This window comes from Citrobacter sp. Cb080 (assembly GCF_030334745.1).
GTDB lineage: Bacteria > Pseudomonadota > Gammaproteobacteria > Enterobacterales > Enterobacteriaceae > Citrobacter > Citrobacter braakii.
The window spans coordinates 197,600-217,018 of the sequence record NZ_JAOWDG010000082.1; the positions used below are offsets into that span (position 1 = coordinate 197,600).

Sequence of the window (19,419 nt, forward strand, 5' to 3'; positions counted from 1 at the left end):
CCCCCCCTGCCAGAAGCGAGTTTACCAGCCCAGGACGCTCTGCGGCATTTATTTAACCCCCAGATGCCGCCACAGTTTGTCCAGCGGCATTGTCGCCAGCGCCACACACTCATCGGCGGCGCCATACCAGACGTGCAGCGTCTCATCGCGGATCAGCGCCCCACAGGTGAACACCACGTTGCCGAAGAAGCCTTCGCGCTCGTAGGGCGCATCTGGCTCCAGCAACGGTACCGGTGATTTCGCCAAAATATGGGTCGGATCGTTGAGATCCAGCAGCAGCGCGCCAAGGCAGTAGCGCTGATCGGCATCCACACCGTGGTAGATCTCCAGCCAGCCGCGATCGGTTTTTAATACCGGCGCGCCGCCGCCTGATTTACAGCAGTCCCAGGCATCGCCGGACCGTCCCAGCAGGTGGCGATGGTTGCCCCAGTGCAGCATATCCGGCGACTCGCAGATCCAGATTTCCGGATGACCGAAGTGACACGGGGCCGGACGGGTCAGGGCGTGATATTTACCGGCGATCTTTTCCGGGAAAAAGCAGACGTCGCGGTTGTCCGGGCAGAGGATCAACCCTTTTTTATCCACCGTGACAAAATCTTTGGTCACCGCCAACGCGGTAGAGATCCCCAGCGACGACACCGCCGAGTAGTTGATGTACGCGGTATCATCGATGCGGGTGATCCGCGCATCTTCGCAGCCGAACTCTTCATATTGCGTATCGGCGATGATAAACGGCTGGCTGTCAATCCGGAAGTTCACCCCGTCGCGACTGCGCGCCAGACGCAGATGCGACATGGAGGTCAGCCACACCCGCGCCGGATCGCTTTTCAGCACGATCACCCGCGGATCGCTGAAATCATAGCGTTCATCGCGACGATCGAAACTTGCGGTGGCCTGTACCCAGCCCGCATCGGTTTTTTCCAACAGCGGTACGACACGCTGCTGCGGGTCGGAATTGATCACGCTTTCCGCCACCCGCAGCAGCAAAACGATCTCCCCGTCACACTCCGTTACGCCAGCATTGAAAACACAATCGACCTTCCTGCCGGGCAGTGAAGGCGTCACGTCCGCCGGGGTAATCAACGGGTTTTTACTGTGCCTGTCCATGTACTCTCCTTTTGATCAAACATTGATTCTTGCCAATCCATTGCGCGTCCTCCCCGTACAGCACTTCAGCCTCAATCTCCTGCCACGGATTGCGAACGGGCGCACCAAAGTTGATGGCGACCCAGACCTGCTCCGCCGCCGTCGAACGGGTAAACCAGACGCATTCGTCAGTGAGGTCGAGCGAGTCCTGCTGTCCCTGATGCAGCGCCGCAACGCGGTGGCGCAGGGCGATCAGCCGTCGGTACTGATGCCAGAACGATGTTTCATCCTGCTGCTGGCGCTCCGCGTTAATCAGGGCGATATCGCCGCCGACGGGCATCCACGGCGCGACGGAGGAAAATCCGCCAAAGGGGGCGTCGCGCCAGGGCAGCGGCGCACGCGAACCATCCCGCGAATGTTCAATAGCCAGCGCCAGTGCCTGCTGTGGGCTGCTGCCTGCGGCAAGGGCGGTGCGGTAATGGGTTTTTCCCTGAATATCAAAAAGCTGCTCTGCCGTTTGCGGACGGTAGTCGGTCACCCCCAGCTCTTCTCCCTGGAAGATAAACGGCACGCCGCTCACCGTTAGCTGAAGCGCCAGCACCGCCAGCGCCCGCCCGGTATCGCGCTCGTTTTCGCCAAAGCGGCTGATCATCCGCGACATATCATGGCTGGAGAAAAACAGCGTCGGTAAACCCGACTGCGCAGCCAGCGTGGTTTTTAACTGGCTGAAAAGACGGGAAACATCAAAGGTTTTCTGGCTGCTGATATTGAAATTAAACACCACGTCCATCAGCTGAGGGCTTTGATAGCGGCTGAGCACGTCAGGGTCTTCGCTGCCGATTTCGCCAATCAGGAAATAGTCACCCTGCGCCCGAACATGGGCACACAGCCGTTGCAGCGTCTCCGGGAGTCGCGGCTGATTGATGTCAAATTCATGGCGCTGCTCGCCGTTCTCTTCCGGGTTATCAGGCCCAATGCCGTCGGTAGTAAGAAAGTTGATGACGTCAAAGCGAAAACCGTCCACCCCCTGCGTAACCCAGAAATCCACCACCCGGTAAATTTCCTGTTCCACCGCGGGGTTGGCCCAGTTGAGATCCACCTGGCCGGGCGCGAATTTATGGTAATAAAATTCGCCGGTGTCAGGCTCCGCGGTCCACGCGCTGCCGGAAAAGAAAGAACGCCAGTTATTCGGCTGGCGGCGAAAAAGGAAATAATCACGATAGCGGCTGTCCGGATTATTCCACGCATCGCAAAACCAGGGATGTTCTGAGGAGACGTGATTGACCACCAGATCGATAATCACCCGAATGCCTCTGGCGTGGCAGCCGTCAACCACCCGGCGAAAATCGTCGAGAGTGCCGAAACGGGCGTCAACGGCGTAGTAATCGCTGATATCGTAGCCGTTATCCACCAGCGGAGAGGGATAAAACGGCGTGATCCACACCGCGCCGATGCCCAGCGCCTGCAAATAATCCAGCCGGGAAATCAGGCCCGGAAAATCGCCCAGCCCGTCGTTATTGCCGTCGCAAAACGAAGGCAGATAAATTTGATAGCAGGTACACGCCTGCCACCACGGTTGCTTTTTCACCGTCACGTTCCTTATTTCAGTGATAACGACATGCCTTCGAGGAAGTACTTTCTGAACAGAATAAACAGGACAACGATTGGCAGCATCTGCACCACCGACCCCGCCAGCACCGGTCCCAGGTAGATGCCATAGGATTTGCTGAAGGTGGCGAGCAGCACCGAAAACGGCATTTTGTCCACTTCGCGCATCACGATCAGCGGCCAGAGGAAGTTGTCCCATGAGCTGGAAAAGGTGAACAGCGCGACAATCGCCAGAATGGATTTATTGAGCGGCATCATCACATGCCGCAGGATCCCCCACAGGCTGGCGTGATCGAGCCTTGCGGCGTACAGGTAATCATTCGGCGTGCCTTTAAAGCTCTGCGAAACCATAAAAATGCCCCAGGCGCTCATCGCATACGGCAGGATCATCGCCCCGTAGCTGTTGATCAGCCCCAGTTCACGCATCAGGACAAACTGTGGAATGATGAACATAAAGACCGGGAAAACCATCTGCACAATCAACAGGTTGCGAAACGCATTTTTGCCGCGAAACTCGGTTTTCGCGACGGCATATCCCACCAGCATTGAGGTCAGCGTGACGCAGACGGTAATGGTGAGCGACACGAACAGCGAGTTAACCAGGGTGCGCAAAAAAGGTTTGTCCGCCCGGTTGCTGTTATCGAACAGAAAAGCGTAATTCTCCAGCGTCAGATGACCGGAAAACAGCCCGGTCGTGTAGATTTGCGCCGTCGGTTTCAACGAGGAGATCACCATCCAGATAAAAGGATAAAGCCAGGTGAGCGCCAGCAAAAACATCACGGCGTGAATGAGCAGCGTTAAGGGAGTCAGTTTCTTCATTCACACAATCTCGATATGTTTTTCGAATACTTTGCGGAAGACCCAGATGGCGAGGAAACTGCATGCCGCAACGATAATCGACATGGTCGCCGCCCAGGTTGGCTTCATTTTCTGGAACGCCACTTCATACATCACTACCATCGGACTGGTGGTGCTGTTGAGCGGTCCACCGCCGGTGATAAGATACGGCTCGGTAAAGATGCTGAACGCCACGGTAATCGCCAGCACCATCACCATCACGATTTGCGCGTTCATCATCGGCAGGGTAATCGCCCAACTTTGCTTAAACTTCCCGGTTTTATCCAACTGCGCCGCGCTGTAAATATCCGCGGGGATCGCCACCATCCCGGAATAGAGAATCAGCCCGTAATAACCGACGAATTTCCAGGTAACAATTAACGCAATGGATAACATGGCGCAGTCAGGGTTGGTAAACCAGGGCACAGAGATGCCGAAACTGGCCTGTAAAAATTGATTGACCGGCCCGTATTCGCTGAACAGTTTTGCAAAGACAATGGAATAGGCCACCCCCGAAGAGATATTCGCCAGTAAAAAGCTCAGGGCAATAAAACTTTTCCCGTACTTAATTTTTCGTAATCCCGCGGCAAACAGCAGCGAGGCAAGAAAGACAATCGGGATATACCACATTAAAAAACGGCACACGTTCCACATCGACTGCCAGAATAACGCGTCATGAAACACGCCAATGATATTCTGTAATCCGCTAAACGTCGGCGTGCCAATAAATTGCCAGTTCGTCACGCTAAGCACGACCAGCCAGCACAGCGGATAAAACCAGAACAGCAACGAATAACCGATCCACGTGGAGGCCAGCAGGCCTCCGGTGCGGGATTCATATCCAGCCATTTTTTCCCCTTATTTCGCCAGCAACGTGTTAATTTCCTGCGCGGATTTATCGAGGGTGGCTGCCGGATCGGCGTGGTTGAAAATGACCTGCTCCAGCATCTGCGTCATGCTGCGCTGAATCTCCGTGGTTTGCGTAGTGGCCGCTGGCGGCAGCGCGACGTCCACGTAAGAAGCGATCGCCTTCTCCAGCGGGTTTTTCTCAAAGTAATTCACAAACAGCGGATTACTCATTAAATCACTGCGTGCTGGCGGCATACCGGTCAGCTCCAGCCAGCTCCGGTCGTGCTCGGCGTTGTTAAAGACCCACTGAATAAACGCCCACGCCTGCGCTTTGCGCTTGCTGGAACTGAAGATCACCACCCCTTTGCTGTCGCCGAACGTATACGGGTGCGCGTCGCCTTTCTCGGTGAGCATCGGCCCAATTTTCAGCGTTTTGAGGATCTCCGGATACTGCTTGTGATAGCGAGCGATATCCCACGGACCGCGCGCGGATGCCAGCACCTGTCCGGTCGCTAACGGATCGTCGGCGGCGGTGAAGTCGTAGCTGCTCCACTTGCTGTTAAAGACTTTCCCCATAAAGGTCAGTACCGCCTGTCCGGCAGGATCGGCAAACGTCGCCTGATGACCCGCGAGGTAAGGTTTACCGCCGTTTTGCGCATAATAAAGCGGAATAAAATCGAACCAGCGTTCCCACCAGTTTTTCCCGGCAGTCATCTGGATAACATAGCCGTTATTATCCGCCGCCCGGCGCTCTGCCAGCTGATAAAGCTCATCATAACGGGTCGGAACATGGTCAAAACCATACTGCTTGAGTAAATCGCCCCGCCACCACCAGACGATAGGATTAATATAGATTGGCAGAACGTGTTGCTCGCCGTTTAATTGCCAGGCAGGAATAATTTTGCCCATCTGTCGGTTATTAACGAGTTCATTAAAACCACTCATTTTAGACAGGTCTTCAAGCTGACCAATTTCCACCAACTGGCTGGCAAAACCGATAAAGATATTACTGGAAATATCGGGTTCCGTGCCGGAAGCCAGCGCGTTCATTATTGCCTCTTCAGAACTGCTGGCGGCAGGAATGGGCGTAAATTCGACCGGGGTATGCGCCGGGTCTTTATTCCATTCTTTAACCATAGTATTCCAGAAGGCTTCTTCATTTTCGTTTGGTGCCACCCACATTTTAATTGGCGTTTTTGCTGTCTCTGCGGATTTTTTATCATCCGGACCGCAGCCAGAAATACAAAATGCGAATAGTACACAGGCTGTTAATTTAGCTAATTTTACAACTCTCACGATAACTCTCCATTTACTTTCAATAAGTATTGATTTACCGCTACCCTGCTATTGAATGGAGCGTAAATTAACACCCCCTTTTTATGTTTAACGTTAAACAAATCACAAAACGATTTTTGTTTAACGTTAAACTTTGCATCAACGTTCAACGCAATGGACGATAGAAATAAATAATTCACGCCAATATATAAACCCAACAAATATATTAAACATGAAAATAAACGTTAATGATAATAAAGATAAGAAACGTATTACGATAAAATCATTGGCCAAGATTATGGGTATTTCCCATACCACGGTGTCGAACGCATGGAATAATCCGGAAAAATTATCTCCGGAGCTGCGCCAGCGAATTTTGCAATATGCCAGCGAGCTTGGCTTTCAGGGACCGGACAAGCTGGCGCGCGCGCTGCGTACCGGTAAATCTGACACCATCGGCGTGATATTCAACGACTCTATGAGTTACGTGTTTATCGATCCCCACGACATTGCGCTGATGCGGGGGATCGCCGTCCAGTGTGAAGAACAAAACGTCAATCTGGTCTTGATCCCTTTGCGTAAGCGGCAACAGACGCCGCTCAACACCCTGGTTGATGGCTATATTCTCAACGCCACGCATAACAATGCGGCCATGATCCAGCACGCGCTGGCTCATGGGCGTCCGGTGGTCACGCTCGATTTTCAGTTTCCCGACCACAGCAGCGTCTCCATCGATAACGCCTGCGCCATGCGCGATATTGCCCGTTATCTGGCCGATAAAGGTCATCGACATTTCGGCATCATCGCCTTTCCGTCACAGCCCTCCGCGCAGGGAATGTGCGATCTGACCGTCCCCGTCACCGGCGACAACCTGCTGATGCTCTCCCGCGTGAATGCCTGCCGGGAGGTTTTCCAGCAGCGCGGCTTCGCCCTTGATACGTGCTGGCTGTATCAAACCCGACACGATGAAGAACACGGCGAACAGGCGGCCAAAGCGTTACTGGAAACCCATCCGGAGATCACTGCGCTTATCTGCCTTTCCGATCGCTTCGCCGTCGGCGCGATCCACTACTGCCAACGGCAGCAGCTGGCGGTTCCGCAGCGGGTTGCCGTTACCGGTTTCGATAATCTCGCCGTTGAGGTGGCAGGAATACGCCTGACCACCATCGCGCAAGATGCGGAAAAGAAAGGGGAAATGGCCGTCAAATTGCTGCTCACCAGAGGACCGGTGACCCACTATGAATTGCCTTACCAGCTCATCATTCGGGAGTCAGCCTGACTCATTAATTACAGAAGAGTAGATTATGGATGAACTAACCTGTTTTAAAGCCTACGACATTCGCGGTGAGGTTGGCGTCAACCTGACGCCGGATATCGCCTTTCGCATCGGTCGCGCTTACGCCGCCTGGCGCCATCCGCGCCGGGTAGTGATCGGCGCAGACATTCGCCTTAGCTCGGAATCGTTAAAATCCGCCGTGACCGACGGGCTGATTTCCAGCGGCGTGGATGTTATCGACCTTGGTCTGTCAGGCACCGAAGAGATCTACTTCGCCACCCGGGAACTGCGTGCCGACGGCGGCATTCAGATAACCGCCAGCCATAATCCGGCGCAGTACAATGGTATGAAGCTGGTGCGCGAAGAGGCGCGTCCGATCAGTAACGACAACGGCCTGCTGGAGATAAAAGCGCTGGCGGAGCGCAACGACTTTGCACCGATCGTCCATCGTGGCAGCCTCATCCCTTATGATAATCGCCCCGCCTGGATTGCCTGCCTGCTGCGCTTCCTTCAGCATCCGCCGACTCGCCCGCTACGTATTGTGACCAACGCCGGACATGGCACCGTCGGGCCTGCGCTTGACGCGATCGCCGACGGACTAGCCCGTGCGGGCGTTCAGATTGAGTTTATTCGACTGCACCATCAGCCGGACGGTCATTTCCCGGCAGGCGTGCCCAATCCGATGCTGACGGAAAACCGCCTCATCACCCAGCAGGCGGTTATCGAGAATCAGGCTGATTTCGGCATCGCCTGGGATGGCGATTTCGATCGCTGCTTCTTCTTTGATGAGTGTGGCCGCTTTATTGAGAGCTACTACCTGGTTGGCCTGTTCGCCGAGCACTTCCTGCAACGCTCCGCAGGCAGTCACATCATTCTGGACCCGCGCCTGACGTGGAATACGCTGGACGTTGTAACTCGCTGCGGCGGAATCCCGGTCATCAGCAAAACCGGGCATGCCTTTATCAAAGCACGGATGCGCGAAGAGGACGCGGTCTACGGCGGAGAAATGAGCGGCCACCACTACTTCCGCGATTTTGGCTATTGCGACAGCGGGATGATCCCACTGGTATTGCTGCTGCAAATTATCGGCAGCGACAGCCGTCCGCTGTCGGCGTATATCGAACACGCCCAGGTGCGCTTTCCGGTTTCCGGCGAAATCAATCTGACGGTGGCCGATCCGCAATCTGTCATGCAATCCATCGCCGCTCACTATCTGCAAGCCGGCGGCCTGCGTGACGATTGCGATGGGTTGAGCATCGACTTCGTTGACTGGCGCTTCAACTTACGCGCGTCCAACACCGAGCCGCTACTGCGCCTGAACGTGGAAACCCGCGCGGATACGGCACTGCTGGCGCGCAAAACCGATGAACTTTTAACGCTGATTGCAGCCTGGGATTCTGACAAGGAGAGGTTATGACCGCGCTAAGCCTGAGCAATATTCATAAAGCATGGGGCAAGAACACCATCATTGAAAATCTGTCGCTGGAGATCGCCTCCGGGGAGTTCATTGTGCTGGTTGGCCCTTCCGGATGCGGGAAATCCACGCTGCTGCGGATCATCGCCGGACTGGAAATCCCCGACGGCGGTAAACTGGTGATGGGGGGAAAAGAGGTCACCAGGCTTGCGGCGGGCAAACGCAACCTGTCGATGGTGTTTCAGTCCTACGCCCTCTACCCGCATATGACCGTCAGGGAAAATCTGTCATTCGGTTTACGTAATATCAATACGCCCGCCGCCGAGATTGATAAGCGGGTCGCTCACGCCGCCAGCATGCTGAAGCTGGAAGAAATGCTGGACAGGCTGCCGCAGAATCTGTCCGGCGGGCAGCGCCAACGTGTGGCGATCGGGCGTTCTATTGTCCAGCAACCGGAACTGTTTCTGTTTGATGAACCGCTGTCTAACCTGGATGCCGCGTTGCGGGTCGGGATGCGCCAGGAGATCCAGCAGCTGCATAACACCCTGAAAAACACCATGATCTATGTAACGCACGATCAGGTGGAGGCGATGACGCTGGCCGATCGCATCGTGGTGCTTTACAAGGGAAAAATTGAGCAGGTGGGCACGCCGCTGGAGCTGTATAACACCCCGGCAAACCTGTTTGTCGCTGAGTTTATCGGCACGCCGAAAATCAATGTTCTGCCAGCGGTATGGCGTGAAGGCGCGCTGCATATCGCCGATAACCTCGTCTTCCGCCTCACCCGTCAGCCCGTAGGCGTTAGCGACGGGGACAAACTGTTTGTCGCCATCCGCCCGGAGCATATGCAGTACCAGCAGACCGGGGATTTCACATTGCAAGGTCGTACCCGGCTGTGTGAATTACAGGGCGACTCCACGCTGGTGTGGTTGGATCTGGCCGGCCACCCCGTGTGCCTGAAGTCTTTTCAACAGCTTAGCTTCATGCCGGATACACCGCTTACGCTCACCGTACAAGAGTCGCACCTGCACCTCTTTGACGGTCTGGGTAAACGACTGGCGTTCTGACCCACTTGCCCTTGCGTCCGCAGGGGCATTTTTTGAATCCCATCACAATCACGGCATTCCCCTTTTCCCTTTTACGCGGCGACGGCTAAATTATTAACTCATCCGACCACATAACAATAATTTTACATACTGGACACCTTTATGAGCTATCCGTCGCTGTTCGCCCCGCTCGATTTAGGCTTCACCACGCTTAAAAACCGCGTGCTGATGGGTTCAATGCATACCGGGCTGGAGGAGTATCCCGACGGTGCAGAACGGCTGGCCGCGTTCTACGCCGAACGCGCCCGTCACGGCGTAGCGTTAATTGCGAGCGGAGGTATTGCGCCTGCGCTTTCCGGCGTGGGGATGGAAGGCGGCGCGATGCTGAACGACACCAGCCAGCTTGCACATCATCGCGTCATTACCGACGCCGTGCATGACGAAGGCGGCAAAATCGCCCTGCAAATCCTGCATACCGGGCGTTACAGCTACCAGCCGCATCTGGTGGCACCTTCTGCCATTCAGGCGCCAATCAACCGCTTTACGCCGCATGAGCTGACGCACGATGAGGTGCTGCAGTTGATTGAAGATTTCGCCCACTGCGCTCAACTGGCGCGGGAAGCGGGCTATGATGGCGTCGAAGTGATGGGCTCGGAAGGCTATCTCATCAACGAATTCCTGACTCTGCGCACCAATCAGCGCAATGACGAGTGGGGTGGCGAGTATGCCAACCGCATGCGTTTTGCCGTGGAAGTGGTGCGCGCGGTACGCCAGCGTGCCGGTAATGACTTTATTATTATCTTCCGCCTGTCGATGCTCGATCTGGTGGAAAACGGCGGAACCTTCGACGAAACCGTCCAACTGGCGCAGGCGATAGAAGCCGCAGGGGCGACCATTATTAACACCGGTATTGGCTGGCATGAGGCGCGTATTCCCACTATCGCCACCCCGGTGCCGCGCGGTGCGTTTAGTTGGGTGACACGTAAGCTGAAAGGGCATGTGACGATCCCACTGGTCACCACCAACCGCATTAACGATCCCCAAGTCGCCGATGACATTCTGGCCCGTGGCGATGCCGATATGGTGTCGATGGCCCGTCCGTTCCTCGCCGATGCCGAACTGCTGTCAAAAGCGCAAACCGGACGAGCGGATGAGATCAATACCTGTATCGGCTGTAACCAGGCCTGCCTGGATCAGATCTTCGTCGGCAAAGTCACCTCTTGCCTGGTGAATCCGCGCGCCTGCCATGAGACCAAAATGCCGATCGTTGCCGCCACTGTGCCGAAAAATCTGGCGGTTGTCGGAGCAGGTCCTGCAGGCCTCGCCTTCGCCATTAATGCCGCCGCACGCGGTCATCACGTGACATTATTTGACGCGCATAGCGAGATTGGCGGGCAGTTTAATATCGCTAAGCAGATCCCCGGCAAAGAAGAATTTTATGAAACCCTGCGCTACTACCGCCGGATGATCGATGTGACTGGCGTATCGCTGAAGCTGAATCACTTTGTCAGCGCACGCGATCTGTACCCCTTCGATGAAGTGATCCTCGCCAGCGGGATCGAACCACGCATGCCACCGATCGAGGGGATCGCGCATCCTAAAGTGCTGAGCTATCTCGACGTCCTGCGCGATAAAATGCCAGTGGGCAAACGCGTGGCGATCGTTGGCTGTGGCGGGATCGGTTTTGATACCGCCATGTATTTGAGCCAGCCCGGTGAGCCCACCAGCCAAAACATTGCGGAATTCTGCGTGGAATGGGGGATCGACACCAGCCTGCAACAGCCTGGCGGCTTACGCCTGGAAGGCCCGCACTTATCCCGCAGCCCGCGCCAGATAGTGATGCTGCAACGCAAAGCCAGCAAACCGGGGCAAGGTTTAGGTAAAACGACAGGCTGGATCCATCGCGCCACCCTGCTCTCACGCGGCGTGAAAATGATCCCGGCAGTTAGCTATCAGAAAATTGATGATGATGGGTTGCACGTCGTGTTGAACGGCGAACCGTTGATCTTTAACGTGGATAACGTGGTGATTTGCGCCGGACAAGAGCCGCGCCGTGAACTGGTTGATCCACTCCACGCGGCAGGTAAAACGGTGCATCTGATCGGCGGCTGCGATGTGGCGATGGAGCTGGATGCCCGACGCGCTATTGCCCAAGGGACGATGCTGGCGCTGGAAATTTAACAGTATGTATTTCGTAGGCCGGATAAGGCGGTCACGCCGCCATCCGGCACACACGATTAGCGGCGGCGACCGGTTTTGACCGCTTTTAGCACCACGAATTTATTATTGGTGGCGATGGTCACGCAGTTGCCGAAAATCTTTTTCAGCTTGTGGAAGTAGTCAAGGTGACGGTTAGCCACAATGTACAGCTCACCGTTGATTTTCAGGCAGCGGCGAGCGTGGTGGAACATCTCCCAGGCAATGTTATCCGTCAGCGCGTGCTTCTGGTGGAACGGTGGGTTACACAGCACGGCGTTAAAGCGGAACGGTTCGACGCCCGACAGCGCGTTGTTGATCATAAACTCACAGCGATCCAGCGCTTCAGGCATGTTACTTTCCACGTTCAAGCGGCTTGAAGCCACCGCCATCGGCGATTCATCAACAAATACCACGCTGGCTTCCGGGTTCTTCGCCAGCAGCGTCATACCGATGACGCCGTTACCACAGCCGAGGTCAACAATCTCCCCTTCGAGGTTTTCCGGCAGATGCTCGATAAAAAAGCGCGCGCCGATATCCAGTCCGGTACGGGAGAAGACGTTGGCGTGGTTATGAATAGTCCATTCGGTACCTTCCAGCTTCCAGCTTAGCGTTTGCGAGGCAGCGGCCAGCTCAGGTTTGCTGAACGTACAGTTGATTAAACGGGCTTTTTTCCACGCCAGCGTGGTGGTGGTTGGACCCAATACTTTTTCAAACAGCTCCAGCGTCGAGGTATGCACATCACGCGCTTTTGCCCCGGCGATGATACGCGTTTGCGGCGTCACCACTTCGCGCAGCGCGCGCAGTTGCTGCTCCAGCAGTGCCATGGTTTTTGGCAGCTTAATCAGCACCACGCCCGGCGCCTGCGGGTAGTCAGCCGTACTGTCGAGGAACTTGACGCTCGACTCGGCAATATCGTTGTGACGCAGGTTCTCGCGTGTGGCAAGCTCGCTGAGATAAGAATCGCCGATGCTGTACGGCGAATGTTGCGCCAGCGCACAGCCCAGCGCGCCAAAGGTATCATTCAGGATTAGCACCGGGCCGCTAATCTCGGTATCGTCCAGCTGTTGCAGCAGATATTCATCTGCCGCTTCCCACGCCAGCAGCGGGTTAACGTCATCCGTTTCCGGGAAACGTTTAAGTGACAGCGAACGGAAACCGTTGTCTATGTGGCTCATCGGCCCTCCTGAATGGTAAAATTTCGGCTTATCCCTGAAAAGGGTGCGTGAGTATACACTTTTTATGATTGGCATGGGCAAAGATGAACCAACTAACTTATCTCCAGGGCTACCCGGAACATTTGCTTTCTCAGGTGAGAACGCTGATTGCTGAACAGCGTCTGGGCGCAGTGCTGGAGAAGCGCTATCCGGGGACGCATGATTTCGCGACCGACAAAGCGCTCTGGCAATATACTCAGGACCTGAAAAATCAGTTCCTGCGTAATGCCCCGCCGCTGAATAAAGTCATGTATGACAGCAAGATACACGTTCTGAAGAATGCGCTGGGGCTGCATACCGCCGTATCTCGCGTGCAGGGCGGTAAGCTAAAAGCCAAAGCGGAGATCCGCGTTGCCACCGTGTTTCGCAATGCCCCTGAACCTTTTTTACGCATGATCGTCGTTCATGAACTGGCGCATCTGAAAGAAAAAGAGCACGACAAAGCGTTTTACCAGCTGTGCTGTCATATGGAGCCTCAGTATCATCAACTGGAGTTCGATACCCGCCTGTGGTTAACGCAACAATCGTTAAAGCAAACTGCGTAGTTGCGCACTGGCTTTGTCTTCAGGGCATGCTAAATTGACGAAAGGATCCCTTTTCGCAGCCTGAAGGCCATTATGATACGTTTCGCAGTAATTGGCACAAACTGGATCACCCGCCAGTTTGTCGATGCCGCCCATGAAACCGGCAAATATAAGTTGACCGCGGTCTATTCCCGTAGCCTCGAGCAGGCGCAGACCTTCGCCAACGATTACCCCGTCGAGCATCTGTTTACCTCACTGGAAGCGATGGCGCAAAGCGAGGCGATCGACGCCGTCTACATCGCCAGTCCAAACTCCCTGCACTTCCCGCAGACCGAGCTGTTTTTGCGGCACAAAAAGCATGTTATTTGCGAAAAGCCGCTGGCCTCAAACCTGGCGCAAGCCGAAGCCGCTATCGCCTGCGCGCGCGAAAATCAGGTCGTGCTGTTTGAAGCGTTTAAGACCGCCAGCTTGCCTAACTTCCTGCTGTTGCAGCAATCTCTACCCAAAGTCGGAAGAATCAGGAAAGCGTTTATTAATTACTGCCAGTACTCCTCGCGTTACCAGCGCTATCTGGACGGTGAAAATCCGAACACGTTTAATCCGGCGTTCTCAAATGGCTCGATCATGGATATCGGTTTTTACTGCCTGGCCTCAGCGGTTGCGCTGTGGGGTGAACCGCAAAGCGTTCAGGCCAGCGCCAGTCTGCTGGAAAGCGGCGTAGATGCCCACGGCGTGGTGGTGATGAATTACGGTGATTTCAGCGTCACACTCCAGCACTCAAAAGTAAGCGACTCGGTGTTAGCCAGTGAAATTCAGGGTGAGCAGGGATCGCTGGTGATCGAGCATATTTCCGAGTGTCAGAAAGTGTGCTTCGTTCCTCGCGGGGGGAAAACCCAGGATCTGACGACGCCTCAGCACATCAATACTATGCTGTATGAGGCAGAGGCTTTTGCTCATTTGGTTGAATCCGGCGAAGTGGATCACCCCGCACTGGCCGTCAGCCGTATCACCGCCAAACTGCAAACAGAGATTCGCCGCCAGACCGGCGTGATTTTCCCGGCAGACGAAGCGGTAATATCGCTGACTGCGTAAAAGTATGTAAAACGAATGTTGCAGGCCATTGACTGAATGCATGGCCTGTAATATTTTGTAACCCGCAAAGGGGAGTAACTTCGTTGTCGGTTGATCGTCATTACGATGTGTGAAAAACCACATCCGGTCGCCGGGCGATAACAAAGGAATACGCCATCGTATTCCTTTGTTGTTGTAAGTGAGACCTTGCCGAATGGCAAGGTCTATGCATAAAAAGCAGCGGCTAACGTCATTCGGCGTTGGCCGTTTTTTTTATGCATGGGGAAATACAATGAATACTGTCGGCACACCGTTGTTATGGGGTGGCTTCGCTGTCGTGGTGGTAATTATGCTGGCCATCGACCTGCTGTTGCAGGGTCGTCGTGGCGCGCATACGATGTCGATGAAGCAGGCTGCGGCCTGGTCAATCGTTTGGGTAACGCTGTCGTTACTGTTTAACGCCGTCTTCTGGTGGTACCTGGCACAAACCCAGGGCCGCGCCGTTGCCGACCCACAGGCGCTGGCGTTCCTTACCGGCTATTTGATCGAAAAATCGCTGGCAGTAGATAACGTCTTTGTCTGGTTGATGCTGTTCAGCTACTTCTCCGTACCGCCTGCGTTGCAGCGTCGGGTATTGGTGTATGGCGTGCTGGGAGCCATTGTTCTGCGTACGATCATGATCTTCGCCGGCAGTTGGCTTATCACCCAATTTGAGTGGCTGTTGTACGTGTTCGGTGCATTCCTGCTGTTTACCGGCGTAAAAATGGCGCTGGCGAAAGAAGATGCTTCCGGTATTGGCGACAGACCGTTAGTACGCTGGCTGCGCGGTCATTTGCGCATGACCGATACCATCGAAGATGAAAAATTCTTCGTGCGTAAAAACGGCCTGCTGTTTGTTACGCCGCTGATGCTGGTGTTGATTCTGGTTGAGCTGAGCGACGTCATTTTCGCCGTCGACAGTATTCCGGCAATCTTTGCCGTCACTACCGACCCGTTCATCGTGCTGACCTCAAACCTGTTTGCTATTTTGGGTCTGCGCGCAATGTACTTCCTGCTGGCGGGCGTGGCGGAGCGTTTCTCCATGCTGAAGTACGGTTTGTCGGTCATTCTGGTGTTTATCGGTATTAAGATGCTGATCGTCGATTTCTACCATATCCCGATCGCTATCTCGTTAGGCGTGGTATTTGGCATTCTGTTTGTGACGCTGATTGTGAACGCCTGGGTCAACCACCAGCACGATAAAAAGCAGCAAATACAGTAAGTTTCATCTGCTAGCTGAAAAGCCCGACAGCACACTGCGTGCGTCGGGCTTTTTGTTTATCATGTCAAAATAATGTTAACTCAAAGTTATAAAATATGATCTCAACGCGAAATCCAGGATATTTCGCTTCCAGAACCCTGTTCTTTCCTTATACTCAGCCATGCAAACATTTGCCTCATCCTGAAAGATGCGTCTACAGAACGCACAAAGGCAGGGCAACAACACAATGAAAGGATTACTACATGACTACGCAACGTTCATCGGGGCTATTCTCGCGCTTGGCGCAAGGGAGCCTGGTTAAACAAATTTTGATCGGTTTGGTTCTGGGGATTTTACTGGCACTGGTGTCAAAACCTGCGGCAGAAGCCGTTGGTTTACTGGGTACTCTGTTCGTCGGCGCGTTAAAAGCCGTCGCACCAATTCTGGTTCTGATGCTGGTAATGGCTTCTATCGCCAACCACCAGCACGGGCAAAAAACCAATATCCGCCCAATCCTGTTCCTCTACCTGCTCGGAACATTTTCCGCAGCGTTAGCGGCCGTTGTCTTCAGCTTCGCCTTCCCATCGACACTGCATCTTTCCAGCAGCGCCAGCGATATCGTACCGCCGTCCGGCATTATCGAAGTGATGCGTGGCCTGCTAATGAGCATGGTTTCTAACCCAATTGATGCACTGCTTAACGCCAACTACATCGGCATCCTGGTTTGGGCCGTCGGTCTGGGCTTTGCGCTGCGTCACGGTAATGAAACGACCAAAAATCTGGTCAACGATATGTCCAACGCAGTCACCTTTATGGTGAAGCTGGTGATTCGTTTCGCGCCGATCGGTATCTTCGGCCTGGTCTCCTCCACGCTGGCAACCACCGGTTTCGCCACGCTTTGGGGCTACGCACATCTGCTGACCGTGCTGGTAGGCTGTATGCTGCTGGTAGCGTTGGTGGTCAACCCGCTGCTGGTATTCTGGAAAATTCGCCGCAACCCATATCCGTTAGTGCTGGCCTGTCTGCGTGAAAGCGGCGTATACGCCTTCTTTACCCGCAGCTCCGCGGCAAACATTCCGGTGAATATGGCGCTGTGTGAGAAGCTGAACCTGGATCGTGATACCTATTCGGTGTCTATCCCGCTGGGAGCTACCATCAATATGGCTGGCGCGGCGATCACCATTACCGTGTTGACGCTGGCGGCGGTAAATACGTTGGGTATTCCGGTCGATTTACCGACGGCGCTGTTACTGAGCGTGGTGGCTTCGCTGTGCGCCTGCGGCGCATCGGGCGTGGCGGGCGGTTCTCTGCTGCTGATCCCACTGGCATGTAATATGTTCGGTATCCCGAATGACATCGCCATGCAGGTCGTTGCCGTTGGCTTTATCATCGGCGTATTGCAGGATTCCTGTGAAACGGCGCTGAACTCTTCTACAGACGTCCTGTTTACCGCTGCGGCCTGCCAGGCTGAAGACGAACGTCTGGCAAATAACGCCCTGCGCGGCTAATCTCTGCCCCTCCGTCACCGGACGGAGGGGTTCTCTTCTTGTACGCTTTTTTCAATTTTGAATGGATCAATTCCGCGTTTTTGCATCCGCCGGAAGCGAATAATGTTCAGGCCGTTCATCACCAGAAAACTACCTTCGATCATCGTCCCACCAATCGATCCCAACCAGAAATTATGGATAACCCAACAGGCGGTTGCGCACCACATTACGCAGCGCACGGTCAGCCCCTGGCAGCGAAACAGCGCCCAGGTGCTGGCCAGCGTGCCAATAATCGGCAACAGCTCCATCGCATGCTGTAATTTCGCCAGCCCGAGAACCAGGGTGAGGATAATAAAAACGGTCATTACCCATAGTTTGCGGGTATGCATCGAGACGAGTGTGCGGATGGTGTTTAGCTCTGCACTCATTCCCGCAGGCCAGGCGCCCATCAGAAAAAAATGCACGCCAATGGTGGCGCTGTAGACGGCAAGTTGCAGCCGGAAACGGCGCTCATCTCGATTGAAAAAGGTGGTAATGCCGATCATAAAGGCGATGACACCTACGCCCTGGGCCAGCCAATACGCGGTCATGGGAGATCCTTGTGAGGAAACGCAAAAACAAACGGCGCTCCATATTATGAAACGCCGTTTTTAAAATCCACTCCATTTCGATTACCCAAAAGATTTCGTGCTACCGCAAGGCGGTAAGTTCAGACATCCCCGGGAGCTTACTGGAGTAAGTGACCGGGGTGAATGGACGCAGCCAACGCGGCTGTCACGCGAAAGATGAAGGGTAATTACAATGTTACGCCGCTTTTGAAAATAGCCAGTTCCCGGAAATCGTTGCGCTCGTTGCAGGTTTGCTTGCCATTGGCGAACTCAACGATCGTGTCGACAAACTCGCTCAGCAGCTGAGGCATCGCTTTACCGTGGATCAGCTGTCCGGCGTCAAAATCGATCCAGTGTTTTTTCTTGGCCGCCAGCTCGCTGTTGGTCGCAATTTTCACCGTCGGCACAAAACCGCCGTACGGCGTACCGCGGCCGGTGCTGAACAGCACCATATGACAGCCCGCGCCCGCGAGGGCACTGGTAGCAACCGCATCGTTACCCGGCGCGCTCAGTAAGTTCAGGCCGTGTGTCTTCAGGCGTTCGCCGTAGCGCAGTACGTCCACCACCTGGCTGGAGCCCGCTTTTTGCGTGCAGCCCAGAGATTTATCTTCCAGCGTGGTGATCCCGCCCGCTTTGTTGCCCGGCGATGGATTCTCGTAAATCGGCTGGTCGTGAGCAATGAAGTACTGCTTAAAGTCATTGACCATGGTCACCAGCTTGCCGAAGGTTTCTTCGTCACGGCAGTGGTCCATCAGCAGCTGCTCGGCACCGAACATTTCCGGTACTTCAGTCAGCACGGTGGTGCCGCCGTTGGCAATCACGTAGTCGGAAAAACGCCCCAGCATCGGGTTGGCGGTAATACCGGACAGGCCGTCAGAGCCGCCGCATTCCAGACCAAACTTCAGCTCGCCCAGCTTACCCGGCTCACGCTTATCGTTACGCATCACGTTGTACAACTGATGGAGATGTTCAATCCCCGCTTCCACTTCGTCTTCCTGATGTTGGCAGACCATAAAGTGAACACGCTCAGGATCGTACTCGCCTAAAGTTTCGCGGAAGGCATCAACCTGGTTGTTTTCACAGCCCAGGCCGACCACCAGCACCGCACCCGCATTCGGGTGGCGCACCATATTTTGCAGCATGGTACGGGTGTTGATGTGGTCGTCACCCAATTGCGAACAGCCGTAGGTGTGACTGAAAAGATGCACGCCGTCGATACCCTCGGCGTCGTTGGTCTCTTTCAGAAAGCGGGTCTGCATCTGACGCGCCATGGCGTTGACGCAGCCGACCGTCGGCAGGATCCACAGTTCGTTGCGTACGCCGACCTCGCCGTTAGCACGACGGTAGATCTGTACATCGCGATCGGCGGGTTGAACAAGCTCTGCCTGAAAATCAGGGTGGTAGCTATACGTGTCCAGGTCGCTCAGATTCGTGCGCGTGTTGTGAGCATGAATATGCTCACCCGCCGCCACGTCCACCAATGTATGACCGATTGGCAAACCGTATTTAATGACGTTTTCGCCTTGCGCAATATCGCATAAAGCGAATTTATGGCCACGAGAAACCGCTTGGCGCAGGATTACCGCTTGCCCATCAACGGTGACTTCGGTTCCTTCAGCCAAATCAGCGAGCGCTACCGCGACGTTATCCAGCGTATGGACTTGATGTATTGCATACCTTCACCC

Annotated in this window: 15 protein-coding genes and 1 pseudogene; 8 read left to right on the forward strand and 8 right to left on the reverse strand. The window is 54.7% G+C overall.

Features of this window, described 5'->3' with window-relative positions; genetic code table 11:
• Positions 1-48: 48 nt before the first annotated feature.
• Genes OGV38_RS21960 through OGV38_RS21980 form a run of 5 tightly spaced genes read right to left on the reverse strand, consistent with a single transcriptional unit; the run spans position 49 to position 5,676 of the window.
• Complete coding sequence (locus tag OGV38_RS21960) at positions 49-1,107, reverse strand: glycoside hydrolase family 130 protein (RefSeq protein ID WP_286474997.1); 1,059 nt, start codon at positions 1,105-1,107, stop codon at positions 49-51.
• On the reverse strand, positions 1,091-2,674 hold the full coding sequence (locus tag OGV38_RS21965; protein ID WP_286475000.1) for an alpha-glucosidase: 1,584 nt from the start codon (positions 2,672-2,674) through the stop codon (positions 1,091-1,093). Before OGV38_RS21965 ends, OGV38_RS21960 begins: the two co-directional genes overlap by 17 nt.
• Before the next feature lie 11 nt (positions 2,675-2,685).
• On the reverse strand, positions 2,686-3,513 hold the full coding sequence (locus tag OGV38_RS21970; RefSeq protein WP_016154601.1) for a carbohydrate ABC transporter permease: 828 nt from the start codon (positions 3,511-3,513) through the stop codon (positions 2,686-2,688).
• Positions 3,514-4,380, reverse strand: a complete 867-nt coding sequence (locus tag OGV38_RS21975; protein WP_016154602.1) for a carbohydrate ABC transporter permease — start codon at positions 4,378-4,380, stop codon at positions 3,514-3,516.
• Positions 4,381-4,389: 9 nt separating this feature from the next.
• Positions 4,390-5,676: an ABC transporter substrate-binding protein gene (locus OGV38_RS21980; RefSeq protein ID WP_269518979.1), complete on the reverse strand. Its 1,287-nt coding sequence runs from the start codon at positions 5,674-5,676 to the stop codon at positions 4,390-4,392.
• A gap of 211 nt (positions 5,677-5,887) precedes the next feature.
• Between OGV38_RS21980 and OGV38_RS21985 the strand changes: the two genes are divergently transcribed.
• The 4 genes from OGV38_RS21985 (at position 5,888) to OGV38_RS22000 (ending at position 11,572) form a co-directional block, all read left to right on the forward strand.
• Positions 5,888-6,934: a LacI family DNA-binding transcriptional regulator gene (locus tag OGV38_RS21985; protein WP_269518981.1), complete on the forward strand. Its 1,047-nt coding sequence runs from the start codon at positions 5,888-5,890 to the stop codon at positions 6,932-6,934.
• Between the two features lie 25 nt (positions 6,935-6,959).
• On the forward strand, positions 6,960-8,348 hold the full coding sequence (locus tag OGV38_RS21990) for a phosphohexomutase domain-containing protein (protein ID WP_047414090.1): 1,389 nt from the start codon (positions 6,960-6,962) through the stop codon (positions 8,346-8,348).
• Positions 8,345-9,412, forward strand: a complete 1,068-nt coding sequence (locus tag OGV38_RS21995) for an ABC transporter ATP-binding protein (RefSeq protein ID WP_109017951.1) — start codon at positions 8,345-8,347, stop codon at positions 9,410-9,412. The genes OGV38_RS21990 and OGV38_RS21995 overlap by 4 nt, the downstream gene beginning before the upstream one ends.
• A gap of 141 nt (positions 9,413-9,553) precedes the next feature.
• Positions 9,554-11,572, forward strand: coding sequence for an oxidoreductase (locus OGV38_RS22000; RefSeq protein ID WP_286475004.1), 2,019 nt, complete (start codon positions 9,554-9,556; stop codon positions 11,570-11,572).
• Between the two features lie 56 nt (positions 11,573-11,628).
• Here the strand turns inward: OGV38_RS22000 and rlmG are convergent, their stop codons facing one another.
• Positions 11,629-12,765, reverse strand: coding sequence for a 23S rRNA (guanine(1835)-N(2))-methyltransferase RlmG (gene rlmG, locus OGV38_RS22005; protein WP_016157532.1), 1,137 nt, complete (start codon positions 12,763-12,765; stop codon positions 11,629-11,631).
• A gap of 83 nt (positions 12,766-12,848) precedes the next feature.
• On the opposite strand from rlmG, the gene OGV38_RS22010 reads away from it, so the two are divergent.
• The 4 genes from OGV38_RS22010 to sstT all read left to right on the forward strand — a co-directional run bounded on the left by OGV38_RS22010 (position 12,849) and on the right by sstT (position 17,147).
• Entirely contained in the window at positions 12,849-13,349 is a 501-nt protein-coding gene (locus tag OGV38_RS22010) for a M48 metallopeptidase family protein (protein WP_016154609.1), read from the forward strand.
• A 72-nt stretch (positions 13,350-13,421) separates the two neighbouring features.
• On the forward strand, positions 13,422-14,420 hold the full coding sequence (locus tag OGV38_RS22015) for a Gfo/Idh/MocA family protein (RefSeq protein WP_047499168.1): 999 nt from the start codon (positions 13,422-13,424) through the stop codon (positions 14,418-14,420).
• Positions 14,421-14,691: 271 nt separating this feature from the next.
• Entirely contained in the window at positions 14,692-15,660 is a 969-nt protein-coding gene (locus OGV38_RS22020) for a TerC family protein (protein ID WP_016154611.1), read from the forward strand.
• A gap of 242 nt (positions 15,661-15,902) precedes the next feature.
• The gene (gene sstT / locus OGV38_RS22025; protein WP_016154612.1) at positions 15,903-17,147 is read left to right on the forward strand and encodes a serine/threonine transporter SstT; all 1,245 of its coding nucleotides are present in this window, start codon (positions 15,903-15,905) and stop codon (positions 17,145-17,147) included.
• 14 nt (positions 17,148-17,161) lie between these two features.
• On the opposite strand, the gene OGV38_RS22030 is transcribed toward sstT, so the two are convergent.
• Positions 17,162-17,716: a YgjV family protein gene (locus OGV38_RS22030; protein WP_269518984.1), complete on the reverse strand. Its 555-nt coding sequence runs from the start codon at positions 17,714-17,716 to the stop codon at positions 17,162-17,164.
• Positions 17,717-17,922: 206 nt separating this feature from the next.
• Positions 17,923-19,409, reverse strand: a pseudogene (locus OGV38_RS22035) (UxaA family hydrolase).
• Between the last annotated feature and the right edge of the window lie 10 nt (positions 19,410-19,419).

Excerpts from the sequence above, each read along its gene's own strand:
- OGV38_RS22000 (WP_286475004.1), top strand. The coding sequence starts at position 9,554 with ATGAGCTATCCGTCGCTGTTCGCCCCGCTCGATTTAGGCTTCACCACG.
- OGV38_RS21990 (WP_047414090.1), top strand. The coding sequence starts at position 6,960 with ATGGATGAACTAACCTGTTTTAAAGCCTACGACATTCGCGGTGAGGTT.
- OGV38_RS21960 (WP_286474997.1), bottom strand. The coding sequence starts at position 1,107 with ATGGACAGGCACAGTAAAAACCCGTTGATTACCCCGGCGGACGTGACG.
- rlmG (WP_016157532.1), bottom strand. The coding sequence starts at position 12,765 with ATGAGCCACATAGACAACGGTTTCCGTTCGCTGTCACTTAAACGTTTC.
- OGV38_RS22015 (WP_047499168.1), top strand. The coding sequence starts at position 13,422 with ATGATACGTTTCGCAGTAATTGGCACAAACTGGATCACCCGCCAGTTT.
- OGV38_RS21995 (WP_109017951.1), top strand. The coding sequence starts at position 8,345 with ATGACCGCGCTAAGCCTGAGCAATATTCATAAAGCATGGGGCAAGAAC.
- OGV38_RS21970 (WP_016154601.1), bottom strand. The coding sequence starts at position 3,513 with ATGAAGAAACTGACTCCCTTAACGCTGCTCATTCACGCCGTGATGTTT.
- sstT (WP_016154612.1), top strand. The coding sequence starts at position 15,903 with ATGACTACGCAACGTTCATCGGGGCTATTCTCGCGCTTGGCGCAAGGG.
- OGV38_RS21985 (WP_269518981.1), top strand. The coding sequence starts at position 5,888 with ATGAAAATAAACGTTAATGATAATAAAGATAAGAAACGTATTACGATA.
- OGV38_RS21975 (WP_016154602.1), bottom strand. The coding sequence starts at position 4,380 with ATGGCTGGATATGAATCCCGCACCGGAGGCCTGCTGGCCTCCACGTGG.
- OGV38_RS22030 (WP_269518984.1), bottom strand. The coding sequence starts at position 17,716 with ATGACCGCGTATTGGCTGGCCCAGGGCGTAGGTGTCATCGCCTTTATG.
- OGV38_RS22010 (WP_016154609.1), top strand. The coding sequence starts at position 12,849 with ATGAACCAACTAACTTATCTCCAGGGCTACCCGGAACATTTGCTTTCT.
- OGV38_RS22020 (WP_016154611.1), top strand. The coding sequence starts at position 14,692 with ATGAATACTGTCGGCACACCGTTGTTATGGGGTGGCTTCGCTGTCGTG.